This is a genomic window from Streptomyces sp. T028, assembly GCF_048159505.1.
Classification (GTDB): domain Bacteria; phylum Actinomycetota; class Actinomycetes; order Streptomycetales; family Streptomycetaceae; genus Streptomyces.
In genome coordinates this window covers 148,515-163,401 of record NZ_JBLRVZ010000002.1, presented here as the reverse complement: position 1 = coordinate 163,401, position 14,887 = coordinate 148,515, and the positions used below count along the sequence as shown (strand labels likewise).

Annotated in this window: 16 protein-coding genes; 10 read left to right on the top strand and 6 right to left on the bottom strand. The window is 71.7% G+C overall.

Annotated features, from left to right (window positions below; all coding sequences use genetic code 11):
- Window positions 1–4: 4 nt before the first annotated feature.
- From ACLZN2_RS02280 to ACLZN2_RS02270, 3 genes are read right to left on the bottom strand one after another with little or no spacing between them, the layout of a single operon-like run.
- Window positions 5–3,511: a 5-oxoprolinase/urea amidolyase family protein gene (locus ACLZN2_RS02280; protein ID WP_416976605.1), complete on the bottom strand. Its 3,507-nt coding sequence runs from the start codon at window positions 3,509–3,511 to the stop codon at window positions 5–7.
- Window positions 3,508–4,113: an urea amidolyase associated protein UAAP2 gene (locus ACLZN2_RS02275; RefSeq protein ID WP_416976604.1), complete on the bottom strand. Its 606-nt coding sequence runs from the start codon at window positions 4,111–4,113 to the stop codon at window positions 3,508–3,510. The genes ACLZN2_RS02280 and ACLZN2_RS02275 overlap by 4 nt, the downstream gene beginning before the upstream one ends.
- On the bottom strand, window positions 4,110–4,937 hold the full coding sequence (locus ACLZN2_RS02270; RefSeq protein ID WP_416976603.1) for an urea amidolyase associated protein UAAP1: 828 nt from the start codon (window positions 4,935–4,937) through the stop codon (window positions 4,110–4,112). Before ACLZN2_RS02270 ends, ACLZN2_RS02275 begins: the two co-directional genes overlap by 4 nt.
- Before the next feature lie 183 nt (window positions 4,938–5,120).
- Between ACLZN2_RS02270 and ACLZN2_RS02265 the strand changes: the two genes are divergently transcribed.
- The 6 genes from ACLZN2_RS02265 to ACLZN2_RS02240 all read left to right on the top strand — a co-directional run bounded on the left by ACLZN2_RS02265 (window position 5,121) and on the right by ACLZN2_RS02240 (window position 10,646).
- Window positions 5,121–5,756, top strand: a complete 636-nt coding sequence (locus ACLZN2_RS02265) for a TetR/AcrR family transcriptional regulator (protein WP_416976602.1) — start codon at window positions 5,121–5,123, stop codon at window positions 5,754–5,756.
- Window positions 5,757–6,054: 298 nt separating this feature from the next.
- The gene (locus ACLZN2_RS02260; RefSeq protein ID WP_416976601.1) at window positions 6,055–7,689 is read left to right on the top strand and encodes a sensor histidine kinase; all 1,635 of its coding nucleotides are present in this window, start codon (window positions 6,055–6,057) and stop codon (window positions 7,687–7,689) included.
- The gene (locus ACLZN2_RS02255; RefSeq protein WP_416976600.1) at window positions 7,686–8,093 is read left to right on the top strand and encodes a roadblock/LC7 domain-containing protein; all 408 of its coding nucleotides are present in this window, start codon (window positions 7,686–7,688) and stop codon (window positions 8,091–8,093) included. The genes ACLZN2_RS02260 and ACLZN2_RS02255 overlap by 4 nt, the downstream gene beginning before the upstream one ends.
- Entirely contained in the window at window positions 8,090–8,500 is a 411-nt protein-coding gene (locus ACLZN2_RS02250; protein WP_416976599.1) for a DUF742 domain-containing protein, read from the top strand. Before ACLZN2_RS02255 ends, ACLZN2_RS02250 begins: the two co-directional genes overlap by 4 nt.
- Window positions 8,481–9,101 (top strand): GTP-binding protein, encoded by a 621-nt coding sequence (locus tag ACLZN2_RS02245; protein ID WP_416976598.1) that lies wholly within the window; start codon window positions 8,481–8,483, stop codon window positions 9,099–9,101. The genes ACLZN2_RS02250 and ACLZN2_RS02245 overlap by 20 nt, the downstream gene beginning before the upstream one ends.
- 63 nt (window positions 9,102–9,164) lie before the next feature.
- Complete coding sequence (locus ACLZN2_RS02240; protein WP_416976597.1) at window positions 9,165–10,646, top strand: cytochrome P450; 1,482 nt, start codon at window positions 9,165–9,167, stop codon at window positions 10,644–10,646.
- A gap of 18 nt (window positions 10,647–10,664) precedes the next feature.
- On the opposite strand, the gene ACLZN2_RS02235 is transcribed toward ACLZN2_RS02240, so the two are convergent.
- Window positions 10,665–11,612, bottom strand: coding sequence for an RluA family pseudouridine synthase (locus ACLZN2_RS02235; protein WP_416976596.1), 948 nt, complete (start codon window positions 11,610–11,612; stop codon window positions 10,665–10,667).
- A 56-nt stretch (window positions 11,613–11,668) separates the two neighbouring features.
- Here ACLZN2_RS02235 and ACLZN2_RS02230 point away from each other — a divergent pair, with 56 nt between their 5' ends.
- On the top strand, window positions 11,669–12,055 hold the full coding sequence (locus ACLZN2_RS02230; protein ID WP_416976595.1) for a hypothetical protein: 387 nt from the start codon (window positions 11,669–11,671) through the stop codon (window positions 12,053–12,055).
- 273 nt (window positions 12,056–12,328) lie between these two features.
- Window positions 12,329–12,469, top strand: coding sequence for a hypothetical protein (locus ACLZN2_RS02225; RefSeq protein WP_416976594.1), 141 nt, complete (start codon window positions 12,329–12,331; stop codon window positions 12,467–12,469).
- 6 nt (window positions 12,470–12,475) lie between these two features.
- On the opposite strand, the gene ACLZN2_RS02220 is transcribed toward ACLZN2_RS02225, so the two are convergent.
- Window positions 12,476–13,327 (bottom strand): helix-turn-helix domain-containing protein, encoded by an 852-nt coding sequence (locus tag ACLZN2_RS02220; protein ID WP_416976593.1) that lies wholly within the window; start codon window positions 13,325–13,327, stop codon window positions 12,476–12,478.
- Between the two features lie 15 nt (window positions 13,328–13,342).
- The gene (locus ACLZN2_RS02215; RefSeq protein WP_416976592.1) at window positions 13,343–14,098 is read right to left on the bottom strand and encodes a DUF6879 family protein; all 756 of its coding nucleotides are present in this window, start codon (window positions 14,096–14,098) and stop codon (window positions 13,343–13,345) included.
- 173 nt (window positions 14,099–14,271) lie between these two features.
- On the opposite strand from ACLZN2_RS02215, the gene ACLZN2_RS02210 reads away from it, so the two are divergent.
- Together ACLZN2_RS02210 and ACLZN2_RS02205 are read left to right on the top strand one after the other, a co-directional pair.
- The gene (locus ACLZN2_RS02210; protein ID WP_416976591.1) at window positions 14,272–14,481 is read left to right on the top strand and encodes a hypothetical protein; all 210 of its coding nucleotides are present in this window, start codon (window positions 14,272–14,274) and stop codon (window positions 14,479–14,481) included.
- The gene (locus ACLZN2_RS02205; protein ID WP_416976590.1) at window positions 14,478–14,810 is read left to right on the top strand and encodes a hypothetical protein; all 333 of its coding nucleotides are present in this window, start codon (window positions 14,478–14,480) and stop codon (window positions 14,808–14,810) included. Before ACLZN2_RS02210 ends, ACLZN2_RS02205 begins: the two co-directional genes overlap by 4 nt.
- The last annotated feature ends 77 nt before the right edge of the window (window positions 14,811–14,887 follow it).

Genomic DNA, 14,887 nt, shown 5'->3' with positions numbered 1-14,887 from the left:
TCTTTCAGTTCGCGGCCGGGGCCAGGACGAGCAGTGCCGTCCCCGCCTCCACCTGGTCGCCCGGGCGGGCCAGGACCTCCGCCACCACGCCGGCCATCGGCGCGTGCACCCTGGACTCCATCTTCATCGCCTCCAGCGCGAGCAGTGGCTGTCCCATCGCCACCTCGTCGCCCGGCGACACGTTCAACTGCCAGACCGACGCGGCGAATTCGGCCTCGATCAGCCGGCCGCCCGACGGGACGGTCACCTCGGCCGGTGGAGCGGGCGGTGCAAGGGCCGCCTCCGCGCGCGTGAATTCGCCCGCCGCCTCCCACGCGTCGCGCTCCGCCGCGAACGCCGCCCGCTGCCGTCCCCTGAACTCCGCTATGGAGTCGGCGTGTTCGGTCAGGAAGGCCTGGTGGTCCGCGAGCGAGAAGGTGCCCTCCTCGACGCGGGGCACGAAACGGCCGGAGACGAGGTCGGCGCGCAGGTCGAGGAGTTCGTCCGCTTCGACCGGGTACCAGCGGATCCGGTCGAAGAAGCGCAGCAGCCAGGGCGAGCCCGGCTCGAACGCGCCGCGCTGCTGCCACGGCGACCACACCTGCGTCGTACGGCCCACGAACTGGTAGCCGCCGGGGCCCTCCATGCCGTAGACGCACAGATAGGCGCCGCCGATGCCGACCGAGTTCTCGGCCGTCCAGGTGCGGGCCGGGTTGTACTTCGTCGTCACCAGGCGGTGGCGCGGGTCGAGCGGGGTGGCCACCGGGGCGCCCAGATAGACGTCCCCGAGACCCAGGACCAGGTACTCCGCCTCGAAGACCGTGTCGTAGACGTCCGCGACCGACTCCAGGCCGTTGACGCGGCGGATGAACTCGATGTTCCACGGGCACCAGGGGGCGTCCTCGCGGACCCCGGCCATGTAGCGGGCGATCGCCTCGCGGGTCGCCGGGTCGTCCCAGGACAGGGGGAGGTGCACGGTGCGGGAGGGGACGACCAGTTCGTCCGTGGGCGGGAGGGTGCGCGCCATCCGCCGTACGGCCGCAAGGAGTTCGTGCTGGGGGAGGTGGGCAGGGTCCGTCCGGATCTGGAGGGAGCGGATGCCGGGGGTGAGGTCGGTGACGCCCGGCAGGTCGGCCCGGGTCACCGCCTCCATGAGGGCGTGGACGCGCATCCGCAGGGCCAGGTCCAGCTGCATCGGGCCGAACTCGACCAGCAGGTTGTCGTCGCCGCTGCGGCGGAAGGTGACGTCGCCGTCCCGGGCGAGGACGCCGCCGTCGACGATCTCGGGGCGCGGTACGCCGTTCACTTCCACGGGCTGGAAGCGGACCGTGTCGCCGGGCCGCAGCTGGCCCAGTTTCCAGCGTTCGGAGCTGAGGACCGTCGCCGGGCACACGAACCCGCCGAGCGAGGGGCCGTCCGGGCCGAGCAGCACCGGCATGTCGCCGGTGTAGTCGACGGCGCCGACGGAGTAGGGCGTGTCGTGGATGTTGGATGGGTGCAGCCCCGCCTCGCCGCCGTCGGTGCGGGCCCAGCGCGGCTTGGGGCCGACCAGGCGCACGCCGGTGCGGGCGGAGTTGAAGTGGACCTTCCAGTCGGCGGCGTAGAAGTCGCGGATGTCGTCCTCGGTGAAGAACTCCGGTGCCGCGTGGGGGCCTTCGACGGCGCCGATGTGCCAGACGGAGGTGAACGACGGAGGCACCGTGACCGGGGCGCCCTCGGTGACCGAGCCGCCGTGCAGGACGTCCCCGGTGCGCAGGGCGCGGCCGCCGTGCCCGCCGAACCGGCCCAGTGTGAAGGTGCTCGCGCTGCCGAGGAAGGAGGGGACGTCCACGCCGCCGGCGATCAGGACATAGGTGCGCAGGCCGTGTTCCGTCGGCGCGCCGACCTCCAGCACGCCCCCGGCCGGGACCGTGGCCGGCTCCCACTGCGGCACAGGCACGCCGTCGACCGTCACCGGGGCCGGGGCGCCGGTCACGCACACGGTCGTGGGGTGGGTGAACCGCAGCGCGGGCCCCTGGAGGGTGCATTCGAGGCCCGGGGCGCCCTCGGGGTTGCCGAGCGCCCGGTTGCCGAGCCGGAAGGACCGGTCGTCCATCGGGCCGGACGGCGGGACCCCGACCTGCCAGTGGCCGGTGCGGCCGGGCCAGTCCTGCACGGTGGTGAGGGTGCCGCCGGTGACGACCTCGATCCGCGGGGTGGGGTCGTGCACCTGGGCCAGGGTGGCCGTCGAGTGGGCCGCCGTCCTGAAGCGCCTGTCCGCGAGGGCCGCGCGCACCAGGCCCAGGTTGGTCTCGATGCCGTCGACGCGGGTGCGGGCCAGCGCCTCGTCCAGGCGGCGCAGCGCATGGGCGCGGTCGGAGCCGTACGCGATGACCTTCGCGAGCATCGGGTCGTACGACGTCGTCACCTCGGTGCCGGTCTCCACCCAGCCGTCCACGCGGACGCCGCCGGGGAACTCGACCCGGGTCAGCAGGCCCGCGCCGGGCCGGTGGTCGCGGCTGGGGTCCTCGGCGTACAGCCGGGCCTCCACGGCGTGCCCGCGCGCCGGTCCCGGGTCGCGTACGACGTCCCGCTCGCCGCGTGCCAGGCGCAGCATCCAGGCGACGAGGTCGACGCCGTAGATCTCCTCGGTGACCGGGTGTTCCACCTGGAGGCGGGTGTTGACCTCCAGGAACCAGGCCTCCTCGCGGGCCGCGTCGTAGACGAACTCGACGGTGCCGGCGGAGCGGTAGCCGACCGAGGCGCACAGGTCGCGGGCGGATACGGCCAGTTGCCGTCGTACGTGGTCGGGGAGGCCGGGGGCCGGGGCCTCCTCCAGGACCTTCTGGTTGCGGCGCTGGAGCGAGCAGTCGCGGTCGCCGAAGGTGACGACCTTTCCCTCGCCGTCGCCGAAGACCTGCACCTCGACATGGCGGGCGTGTTCCACGAGCCGTTCCAGGAAGACGCCGGCGGAGGAGAAGGAGGCGGCGGCGACGCGCTGGACGCGTTCCCAGGCGTCGGTGAGGTCCTCGGGGGAGCGGCAGGCGGACATGCCGATGCCTCCGCCGCCGCCCGTGGCCTTGAGCATGACCGGATAGCCGACGGCCTCGGCCCGCGCGAGGGCCTCGGCGAGGTCCGGCAGCAGTCCGGTGCCCGGGGCCAGGGGCACCCCCGCCGCCTCGGCCGCCGCGCGGGCCGTGTGCTTGGCGCCGAACAGCTCCAGCTGCTCGGGCGTCGGGCCGACGAAGACGATCCCGGCGTCGGCGCAGCGGCGGGCGAAGGCCGCGTCCTCGGAGAGGAACCCGTAGCCGGGGTGGATCGCGCCCGCGCCGGTGTCCTTGGCGGCCTTCAGGACGAGGTCGGCGTCGAGGTACGACTCCTTCGCGGGCGCCGGGCCCAGCCGGACCGCCTCGTCGGCGAGCCGGACGTGGGGCGCCGAGCGGTCGGGGTCGGAGTACACCGCGACCGTGCGCAGGCCCAGTTCGCGGGCGGTGCGGATGATCCGGACGGCTATCTCGCCCCGGTTGGCGACCAGTACGGTGTCGAAGGTCATGCGCCGGCCCCGGTGATCGTCATCTCCACCGCCGTCGGCTCGAAGCCGTTGCACGGGTTGTTGATCTGGGGGCAGTTGGAGACGAGGACGAGGGCGTCCCGCTCGGCGCGCAGGGCGAGGGCGAGGCCGGGTGCGGAGAGGCCGTCGACGATACCGAGGGTGCCGTCCTTCTCGACGGGCACGTTCATGTACCAGTTGATGTTGGAGACCAGGTCCCGCTTGCCGAGGCCGTACCTGGCGCCCTCGGCGAGGAAGTTGTCCACGCACGCGTGCTGGGAGTAGGTGTGGTGGCCGTAGCGCAGGGTGTTGGACTCCTTGGAGCAGGCGCCGCCGACCGTGTCGTGGCGGCCGACCGCGTCGGCGGTCACCGTCATCAGCGGGGTGTGCTCGTTGGACATGAGCACGCTGCCGGTGGTGAGGAAGATGCCGCCCTGGGCCTGGATCGTGTCGGGGGCGCTGTAGCGCACGGACGTGTCGTGGGCGTCGTACACGAGGAAGTCGACGGCCTGGTTGCCGTGCAGGTCGGTGATGGTGAGCGTCTCGCCCTCGCGGACGATCGCGGACCAGGCGGCGCGGGCCGGGACGACGGTCTTCGTGCTCATGCGAGCCCCCTGGCGGTGAGGAATTCGGCCGTGTTGAGGAAGGCGCGGCGGCCCTCGGGGGTGGCGTCCCACAGCGGGTCGCCGGGTCCGGTGGGTGCCGCGCGCCAGGCGAGGACCTCCAGCGGGGTGCTGACGTAGTCGGGGCGGGGGTCGCTCGGGTGCGGCACGTTGGCGATCAGGACGGTGAGGTCCTGTTCGGCGCGCAGGGTGACACTGCCGCCGGGGCCGGCCGAGCCGGTGAAGTCGAGGGTGCCGTCGTCGCGTACCTCGACGCCTTGGAAGAAGGAGAGGGACGGCGGCAGGTCGCGGGGTTCCAGGCCGTTCTTGGCGGCGGCCAGCTTGAACAGCTCGCGGCCGGCGGGGGAGGGGCCCTGCGGGGTGCCGTCGCCGTAGCGTGCGGTGTTGCGGGCGAGTGTGGAGGTGCCGGCGAGGGCGTCGTGCCGGCCCGAGGTGTCGGCGATCACGGACGCGAGGACACGGCCCTGGTCGGACAGGAGGAGCACGCCCTCGCCGAGGTAGGCGTTCCACTGGACCTTGACCGTGTCGGCGACGTTCAGCCGTTCCCAGGGGCGGCCGTCCACGTACAGCAGCAGATGGGCGCAGGCGTCGCCGCGCAGGTCGGTCAGGCGCAGTTCGGTGCCGCGGGCGAGGACCCGATGGGTGTAGTTGCCGCCCGCCACGGTCTCGGCCCACACCAGATGGCCCGCCTCGCAGGGCGGGGCCGGCCAGTCGGCCGCCGGGACGACGGGCATGGCCTCGGCGCGGGTGCCCTCCTGGGCGCGGGCGTGGGCGCGTGCTCCGTACGTGGTCGCTGTCGCCGCCATCGCGGCCCTCCCAACTGACGGGGGTAATTTCTGTCGCGTGACAGAAATTAGGGCCTGGCCGGGTCACCGGCATTGCGCGCCCGTTGCCGCCCGGTTACCGACCCCTCACGGGCGACCCTCGCGAAGATCCCTGACCGCCCGCTCGAAGATCGCCGCCCGCCGCCGTGTGCGAGGATCGAACGCATGGGGACGAACGACGGACGCGGTGGACGCCGGGTCGGCAGGCCGCGGGCCGCGCAGCGGCCGGACAGCGGCCTCGAACCGCGCGCCGAACTCCTGGCCGCCGCCGCGGAGTTGTTCACCACGCGCGGCTACGCCGCCACCACCACCCGGGCGGTCGCCGAGCGGGCCGGCATGCGCCAGGCCTCGATGTACCACTACGTCTCCGGCAAGGAGGAACTCCTCGCCGACCTGTTGGAGTCCACCGTCACCCCGTCGTTGACGTACGCACGTGCGCTGCTCGCCGAGGACGGGCGGGCGGCCGAGGAGCGGCTGTGGGAGCTGTGCCGCACCGACGTGGAACTGCTGTGCGGCGGGCCGCACAACCTCGGCGGGCTCTATCTGCTGCCCGAGGTGCGCACCGAGCGGTTCGCCGGCTTCCATGCGGTGCGTGCCGAACTCAAGGACGCCTACCGGCAGTTGATCGCGGCGACGGCGGTGGGCGGCGGGTTCGTCAAGAGCGAGCTGGATCTGCGGACCGATCTCGTCTTCGGGCTCATCGAGGGCGTCATCCTCGTCCACCGCTCCGATCCCGAGCGGCCCGTCTCGGACTTCGCCCGCGCCACCGCCGACGCGGCGCTGCGCATCACCGGGGCCTGAGCACCGCCGTAGTGCCGGCCTGGAACACAGCCTGCGAGTGACCGGCTCACCCGTCCGGGCGGGTCGCATCTCGCACGCCCGTACGTGATTACTCCACGTGTTCGAATGATGTCCGAGTGTGTAAATGGGGCCGACGTTACTCCACTCGCACGGTCGGTTTCAGGGGGTCGCTGAATATGACACAGCGATGATCCGGTCGGACTAAGCTCGCCCGCGGCGCACCGAGTTGCGGTGTATTCGTGCGCCTGTTCCCAAATGCTCCGAAGATGCCGACAGATCCCTACATGAGGGTGCCCACATGGTGAGTGTTCAGTCCCCACCCGGTCGCCGAGAACTTTCCTTCACCCGACTCCTGTTGCTGCCGGCGATACTGATGGCCGCGGTGACCGGAGCCGCCGTCGCCCTGGTGGCGGGGCCGGCACGGCTCGCCGTCGGCGTCTGCGGAGCCGTGGCCACCCTGCTCATCACCGCGGCGGGGGCCGGCGCGCGGCGACGCCACGGCCGGCTCTGGGAACTGCGCGCGGCGTCGGACCAGCGCATCGCCCAGCTGGAGGCGCGTCTCGCCGCCCAGCAGGAGGAGAACAAGTTCATCGCCAAGGAGCTCGTCCCCCTCGCCGCGGAATGGGTGCGCGGCGGAAATTCCCCCGACGAGGTGATTTTCCACCTGGGTGAGCGTGAACCGTTCTTCCGTGACATCGACGACGGACAGCGCGCCCTCGTCAAGCGGTTCCTCGAAGCCCTCGACTACGAGAACGCCCTGCGCGACTCCCTCCAGCGCGCCTTCGTCCACGTCGCCCGCCGCGTCCAGGCGATCGTCCATCAGCAGTGCGCGGAGCTGCGGGAGATGGAGGAGGACCACGGCCGCAACCCCGAGGTCTTCGACGACCTGCTCCGCATCGACCACGGCACCTCCATGATCGGCCGCCTCGCCGACTCCATCGGTGTCCTCGGCGGCGGCCGCCCCGGCCGCAGCTGGCCCAAGCCGGTCCCGCTCTACAGCGTGCTGCGCGGCGGCATGTCCCGCATCCTGGAGTACCCGCGCATCCAGCTGAACTCCATCGCCAAGGTCAACATCCGCGGCGTCTCCGTCGAACCGCTGATCCACGCGATCGCCGAACTCCTCGACAACGCCACCCGGTTCTCGCCCCCGAAATCCAAGGTGCAGGTCAACGCCGTAGAGGTGCAGACCGGTATCGCCATCGAGATCGAGGACGCCGGCGTCAGCCTCAGCGAGGAGTCCCGCGCCAAGACCGAGAAGATGCTCGACGACGCCATGCGCGGTGTCACCATGCAGGACCTCGGCGGCGCCCCGCGCCTCGGCCTCGCGGTCGTCGGCCGCCTGTGCACCTCCTTCAACCTGCAGGTGGCGCTGCGCACTTCGGCGTACGGCGGCGTCCGCGCCGTCCTCGTCGTGCCCCGCGAGATGATGACCTCCGACCCGGCACCCGGCTACGCCCACGGCATCGGCGCCGCCTCCGCGCAGATCGACCTGAGCAACCTCGAGGGCCCCAAGCGGCCGCCCAAGCGGCGCCGGCCCACCAACCCGAAGATCCCGGCCAACGTCTCCCTCGAGGACGACGTGCCCGTGATCACCGAGTGGACCGACAAGGGCCTGCCGCAGCGCCGCTCCAAGGAGATCATCCCGATCGCCGAGCGCTACGCGGCGGCGTACGCCGCCCAGGAGGCCGCCGAGCGCGCCGAACGCGAGGGCAGGCCCGACCCGTTCGCCCAGGCAGCGCCCGAGCCGCCGAAGCCCAAGAAGAAGAAACAAGAACCCGGAGTGGCCTTCGAGGCCTTCTGGGAGGGACTGAAGAAGATCGCCCCGCCCGGCGTCCACCCCACCGACTTCACCCGCAACCCCACCGCCTACCTGCACCTGATCGAAGACAAGCCCAAACCGCCCGAGGCCGACGACGAAGGGGACCTCACGTGATCCAGCAGCGCCAGAACTTCGACTGGGTGCTCAAGGAGCTCTACGACGGCGTCCCGGGCATCGAGATGATCGTCGTCCTCTCCTCCGACGGCCTGCGCATCGCCCGCTACGCCGGTGAACCCGACGCCGCCGACCGGGTCTCCGCCGCCTGCGCGGGCATGCAGAGCCTCGCCACTGCCATCGCCCAGGAGATGGAGTGCGTCGAGGGCGACATGAACCTCATCATGATCGAGATGGACGGCGGCTACTTCTACATGATGTCCGCCGGCGCCAACGCCTACCTCGCCGTCCTCTCCGACGTGTGCTGCGAACCGGGCCGGATGAGCGGCTCCATGCGCGACCTCGTCGTCCGCATCGGTGCCCATCTGACCAGCCCGCCCCGCCGCAACAGGCACACCGTATGACGCCTCCCCAACGTCGGCGGCGCCGGCCCCTGCCGCCTCCGCCCCCCGCACCGGCCCCGCCCGCCGAATCCCCGACGGACAGGGAGAAGCAGCCCGACCGGCTCTACACGATCACCGGTGCCGAGGGGGAGCGGGCGCCGCTCGACCTGGTGACGTTGGTCGTGGCGTGTGCCGAACCCCCCTCCTCGGCCACCCCGGAACAGACCGTGCTGCTGCGTATGTGCGCCGCCCCCCTTTCGGTGGCCGAGGTGTCCGCCTACCTCGGCCTGCCGTTCAGCGTCGTGACGGTCCTGCTCACCGAGATGCTGGCGGCCGAACTGGTCCAGGCACGCGCCCCGATCGTCCGGCAGAAGCTCCCCGACCGATCCCTGCTCGAAGCGGTGATGCATGGACTTCAAAGGCTCTGACACGGTCCCCGGCCCACGGGTCGAGGACCTGCTCCCGCAGACCACCACGGCCGCGGCGAAGATCGTCATCGTGGGCGGCTTCGGCGTCGGCAAGACGACCATGGTCGGCTCCGTCAGCGAGATCAGACCGCTGACCACCGAGGAGACCATGACCCAGGCCGGCATCGGGGTCGACGACGACTTCGGCTCCGACACCAAGACCGCCACCACCGTGGCCATGGACTTCGGGCGCATCCGCATCACCGACCAGGTGGTGCTCTACCTCTTCGGCACCCCCGGCCAGGAACGCTTCTGGTTCCTGTGGAACGGCCTCTTCGAAGGCGCCCTCGGCGCGGTCGTCCTCGTCGACACCCGCCGCCTGGAGGTCAGCTACGAGGTCATGGGCCGGCTGGAGGAGGGCGGAGTGCCCTTCGTCGTCGCCGTCAACACCTTCCCCGACGGCCCCCGTTACCCCGTCGAAGACCTCCGGACCGCACTCGACCTGCACCCGTTCGTGCCGATCGTGGAGTGCGACGTCCGCCGCCGTGCCTCCAGCCGTGACGTCCTGATGACCCTCATGCGGTTCCTGCACTCCCTCTCGCTCAGGGACAGCCTCACCTGACCCCCCGAACCACCCCTGCCCACCCCCGACAACGGATCCCCCACAGTTTCGGAGCGACCCCCTGTGACGCCTGAACACCCCACGACGAACGGACCCCACGACCTCGCCCTGGACCCGCCGCCCGGCTGCCCCGCCCACGCCACCGGCCCCGGCGGACTGACCCGGCTCTACGGCCCCGGCGCCGAGGACCAGGGCGCGCTGTACGAGCAACTGCGCGAGCAGTACGGCCCCGTGGCACCTGTCCTGCTCCACGACGACCTGCCCATGTGGATGGTCCTCGGCCACGCCGAGAACCTGCAGATGCTGCGTACGCCCTCGACCTTCACCAAGGACACCCGTGTCTGGGCACCGCTGCGCGACGGCCAGGTCAGGCCCGACCACCCGTACATGCCGCACATCGCCTGGCAGCCCATCTGCGCACACGCCGAGGGCGACGAACACAAGCGACTGCGCGGCGCGGTCACCGCGGCCATGGACACCCTCGACGAGCGCAGCGTGCGCCGGCACATCTACCGGGCCACACAGGCCCTGGTCAACCGCTTCTGCGAGGAGGGCCGCGCCGACCTGGTCGGACAGTTCGCCGAGCACCTCCCGATGGCGGTGATGTGCCAGCTCCTCGGCATGCCCGACGAGTACAACGACAAGATGGTCGCCTGCGCCCGGGACGCGCTCAAGGGCACCGAGACCGCCCTCGTCAGCCACGAGTACGTCGTCGACGCGCTGAGCCGGCTCACCACGCTCCGCCGCGCCGAACCCGCCGACGACTTCACCAGCCATCTCATCGCCCACCCGGCCGGACTGACCGACGACGAGGTCCGCGAACACCTGCGCCTGGTGCTCTTCGCCGCCTACGAGACCACGGTCAACCTGCTGGCCAACGTGCTGCGCGTGGTCCTCACCGACCCCCGCTTCGTCGCCCGGCTCAACGGCGGCGAGATGACCGTTCCGGAGGCCGTCGAGCAGACCCTGTGGGACGAACCGCCGTTCAGCACGATCTTCGGCTACTTCGCCAAACAGGACACCGAGCTGGGCGGCCAGCGCATCCGCGCCGGCGACGGTCTCTTCTTCGCGCCCGCCCCGGGCAACGTCGACCCCCGGGTGCGCCCCGACCTCTCCGCCCACATGCGGGGCAACCGCTCCCACCTCGCCTTCGGCCGCGGCCCCCACGAGTGCCCCGGCCAGGACATCGGCCGCGCCATCGCCGACGTCGGCGTCGACGGGCTGCTGTCGAGGCTGCCGGACATCCAGCTCGCCTGCGACGAGGACGAGCTGTGCTGGACGACGTCGATCGCCTCCCGGCACCTGGTGGCGCTGCCCGCGTACTTCGAGCCCAAGCCCCAGCAGGACGTCAGGCTCAGGCCGACCCACGCGGCCGTCGTTCCGTCGCAGCGCGGCTTCCGCCCGCTGCACATCGACCCCAGGCCCGCGGCCCCCGCCCCGGCCCCCGAGCGGGTGGCCGCCCCCCAGCCCGAGCCTCCCGCCCCGCAGCCGACCCGCCGCCCGGGCGCCTGGCAGCGGTTCCTGCTCTGGTGGCGAGGGTACTGAGCCGGTACTCCTGGGCGGCTAACCGGCCCAACGGGCGTACGACGTCCAGGACTCCAGCGCGCGGCCACTGCGCAGCCGGTGCTCCGTGCCCGTGACCGGGTCGGTGAACTCCAGCTCCCGCGCCAGCAGTTGCAGCGGGCGCCGGAAGTCACCGGCCGGGCGCGGCTCGGCCACCTCCGGATAGAGGGGGTCGCCGAGGATCGGCACGCCCAACGCGGCCATGTGAACGCGCAGTTGATGGGTCTGGCCGGTGTGGGGGACCAGGCGGTAGCGGGCCAGTCCGTCCGCCCGGTGCTCGACCGGCTCGATGTCGCTGACCGCGTTGGGCTCGCCCGGCACCTCGCGGGCGGTCAGTGTGCCCCGCTCCTTCACGATCCGGTTGCGCACGGTCACCGGCCACGCCCGCGCCGGATCGTACGGGGCGACGGCCTCGTACACCTTGCGCACCCGCCGGTCGCGGAACAGGGTCTGGTAGGCGCCGCGCTCCTGCGGCCGGACCGTGAACAGCACGAGCCCGGCGGTGAGCCGGTCCAGACGGTGCGCCGCGCCCAGGGCGGGGATGCCGAGCTCCCGCCTGAGCCGGGCCAGCGCGGTCTCGGTGACATGGCTGCCGCGCGGGGTGGTGGCCAGGAAGTGCGGCTTGTCCACGACGACGATGTGCTCGTCGCGATGCACGACCTCCAGCGGGAACGGCACCGGCACCTCGGCGGGCAGCTCCCGGTGGAACCACACGAACATGCCCGGTACGTACGGCGCGTCCGGCGTCACCGCCGCCCCGTCGGCGCCGACCACCAGCCCGGCCCGCAGCATCCCGTCGACGACCCCGGCACCGGCCCCGCTGAGCCGCTCCACCAGATGATCGCGCACGGTGGCCCAGTCGCCCTCGCCCGGCAGCCGCACCCGCACCGGATCCACCCCGTCGCGCTGTGGGAGGGGGGAGGGAGGGGAAGGGGTACGGCGTCTCATCGGGGTCAAGGGTACGGGGGTGGGGCCGGAAAACCCGTTGGCCGGGGCAGGCACCGTTGGCAGGATGCGCGGCATGCTCCGCGGCGCCAGCGGCACCCCAGCTGCGCGAGGAGTACGGCAACGTCACCGGTCACGCCCTCGGCGAGGGCCCCGCCGCGACCGTCGGCGTGGACGTCCTCGGCGACGTCCTCAGCGTGATGGCCGTCGACGAGAAGGCCGTGTGGTGCGAGCGGATCGCCGCCCGTCTGGCCGAGCTGCGCCCCGACGTCTACGGCGAGTGGAAGGGCGAGACCGTCACCGGTGCGGTGAAGCCGTGGGACATCCGCACCGAGCAGGTGTGGGGCCAGACCGACGACGGCGACGGCAAGAACCGGCGCGGCATCAAGCGCGCCGATGTGGTCGCCGAGATCACCCGCCGAGAGGCCGACCGGCTCGCCGCGTAGGCCCCCAGAGGCTGCTGGACCTAGCACCCCGCACCGCTGGGTCCAGCAGCCCCACTAGCGGCAAAACCGGGATCTGAGCAGGAAACTAGCGCCCAGCAAGGCCGTCATCGGGAAACGGGCCTCCCCTGACCGCAAGCCGCCCGTCCGATCTTTACGGGGGCGGCTTCGTACACGTGCCGGGATGGTCATGCACGGGGCTGGGCATGCCTGCACCACGACGAGAGGACGGGGGCACGGGCTATGGGGTGGCCGGAGAGTTGGATTGCGGACCACGTGTCAGAGCAGGGCCTCGTCGGGATCGGGGCGGCTGGACTGTTGATACTGGTCGTCGGTATGAAGGGGCGCGCGGTGCAGGTGACCGCGGTGGGCGCTGTGGTGGTGGCGCTCGTCGTCTTGAGCCTCCTCGAAGACTGACGCCCCCTATCGGGTGCTGATCGCCCGCCGGGCGCGGAGGACGACGTTCTGCGCGTCCGCCCCGTACACCGCCGACTCCCGCAGCGTGTTCCACGTGCGGAGGTAGGTGTCGACGCTGGACGGGTCATCGATCCACAACTCCGCGTGCCAGTTCTCGACGATCACCTGCCGGTCGTCGTAGAGCCAAAACGCGGTAGCCGGGGGGATCTTCACCGACGCGGACAGAGGGATGATCCCCAGCTCCACGGTGTCGAGGCCGATCGTCCCGGCCAGACGGTCAAGCTGAGCGGCGAGCACCGAGGGCGGGCAGACCAGGGCGTGGAGCGCGGGCTCCCACAGCAGCAGGTGAAAGCGCTTGGAGGAGTCGTACAGCGCGTCCTGCCGCCGCATGCGGGAGCGGACGGCTTCCTCGGTGTCGCGCGGTGTGCGCTGCAGCTCCGCGTACCGGGTGAAGATGTGCCGGGCGTAGTCCGGAGTCTGGAGGATCCCGAAGACCATGGCGGGCTCCCAGCCGCGGAACACGCTGGCGTCCGCGTGCGCGTTGAGGTGGGTGTCCTGCACCGCCTTGTGCCCGGCAGCCAACTGACGCCGCCACGACCGGATATGCGACTCGAAGCCCCGGAGGCGGGCGAGGAGTTCGTCGTAGGCGTCGGGCTGGCCCGTGGCCTCCGCCCAGGCGCGCAGGTCCTCGGGCGTGGGTGTCTGCCGGCCGTTCTCCAGGCGGCTGACCTTCGACTTGTTCCACCCGTGCTGCTGGGCGAGCTGGGCACCGGTGAGCCGGCCAGCAGGCGCTGAGAGTCGGAGTTCACGGAGCCGTACTCCGAGGGCCTCCCGTGCCTGCTGGTAATCGGTACTCACCGGTGACGCCCCTGCCTACTCTCCTGCGGCCAGCCGCGCCGCGAACTCCTCGTACGGCACGGCGTAGTGCATCGCCGCGTCGCGGGCCATGGCGTACCGCAGCACCGCGGCCGGCTCCCGGATCAGCTCGACGTCGACGAGGTTGTCCGCGTCGTCGAAGTTGAGCAGCGCGACCAGCCTGGAGTCAAAGATCCAGAAGTCTTCCTCTGGCAAGCCCACGCGGTCGGCGTCCGCACGCCAGACGTTGAGGATCGTCTCGCCCACGGCGCTGTTACGGCCGGCGTTGTCGAGCAGGTACAGCTGCCCGGCGGTGGGCGGGTTGTCGACGATGCGTGCCCGCTCGAACCTCTTGCCCAGCGCGACCTGCTCCCGGCGCTCGGCGCACCAGGCGGCGTCGACACCGTCCCAGTCCACGGGCTTGCCGCGGCTGAACTGCGCCCAGGTGCCGGTGGTCTCGTCGGAGGCGTACCGGCGTCGTGTCTCCAGCCGCCAGGCGGTGTGCTCGAACCGCGTGAACAACCGGTCGAACTCGTCCAGGGTGATGATGTCCGGCATGCGGTCGACCTCCTTGGGCCCGAAGTCGACGAGCACCTCGCGCGGCACCACGACGGGCACCTCGCCCTCGCCGAGGTGGCGCAGCTGGGCGACGTCGTCGGGGTTCGTGAGCACAGGCCCGTGGACGATGACTTCCCCGGTGTCCAGGTCCTCGTGGATGGACGGGCATCCGTTGACCCCGCTGCCCGTGCCGTTGAAGCGCAGTCGACGTGCCATGGCTACTTCGCTTCGCCGTACCGGTGGGACTGCAAGCGTCTACGAGGTGCGGGTGCTCTGGCGGTGGTTCGAGTGGGGCTTTTTCCGCAACATGCCGCAACTCGGGCTGTCGGGTGTGCAACTTCGCGCAACCGTGATGGTGCCCGCCACCAGATCGTTCCTAGCGTCCCGATATGGCCTCCGCACGCTCGACGCGAGACGTCGACCCCTTCACCGCCATGGAATCCCTTCGGGCCGCGCTCGACCGGGCCGGAATCGTGCTGCCGTCCCTCGGCGTCGACCCCGGCTCGCCCTCTCTGCGCTTGGTGGAACTCGGCCGCGTACGCGCCGACGTCGCCCTCCGCCTCGCCCACGCCCTCCAGCCAGGGGAGCCAACGGCATGAGCATCACCGCGGACGGCGTAACGGCCGAGGTGCTGGCGGCCCTGCCGATCCCCGATCTCGACCGTCTCTCTGAGCAGCAGCTCGACGGGCACGTCTGCCTGTGGGGCGGCGAGACGCTCACCGTGCAGACCGCGGTCACGGTCGGGGAATGCGAGCACGACGGCCGCCGGGTGTTCCTGCGCGGGTGTCGTACGCACGTGGGCCGGAACGCGATGGGCGCACTGTTCGACCACTGCACCGGGGACAAGCCCTGCACGACGTGCAAGGCGTCCCCGGAGTGCGTGACCGGCCAGGCACTCAACCGGCTCATCCAGGCGAGCACCCCGTGACCGCCCGCGCCCTTCCCGACGCGTGGGACTTACCCCGGGCCCGCTACTCCGGGTGGGCGTGCGTCTGGTGCGGGGCC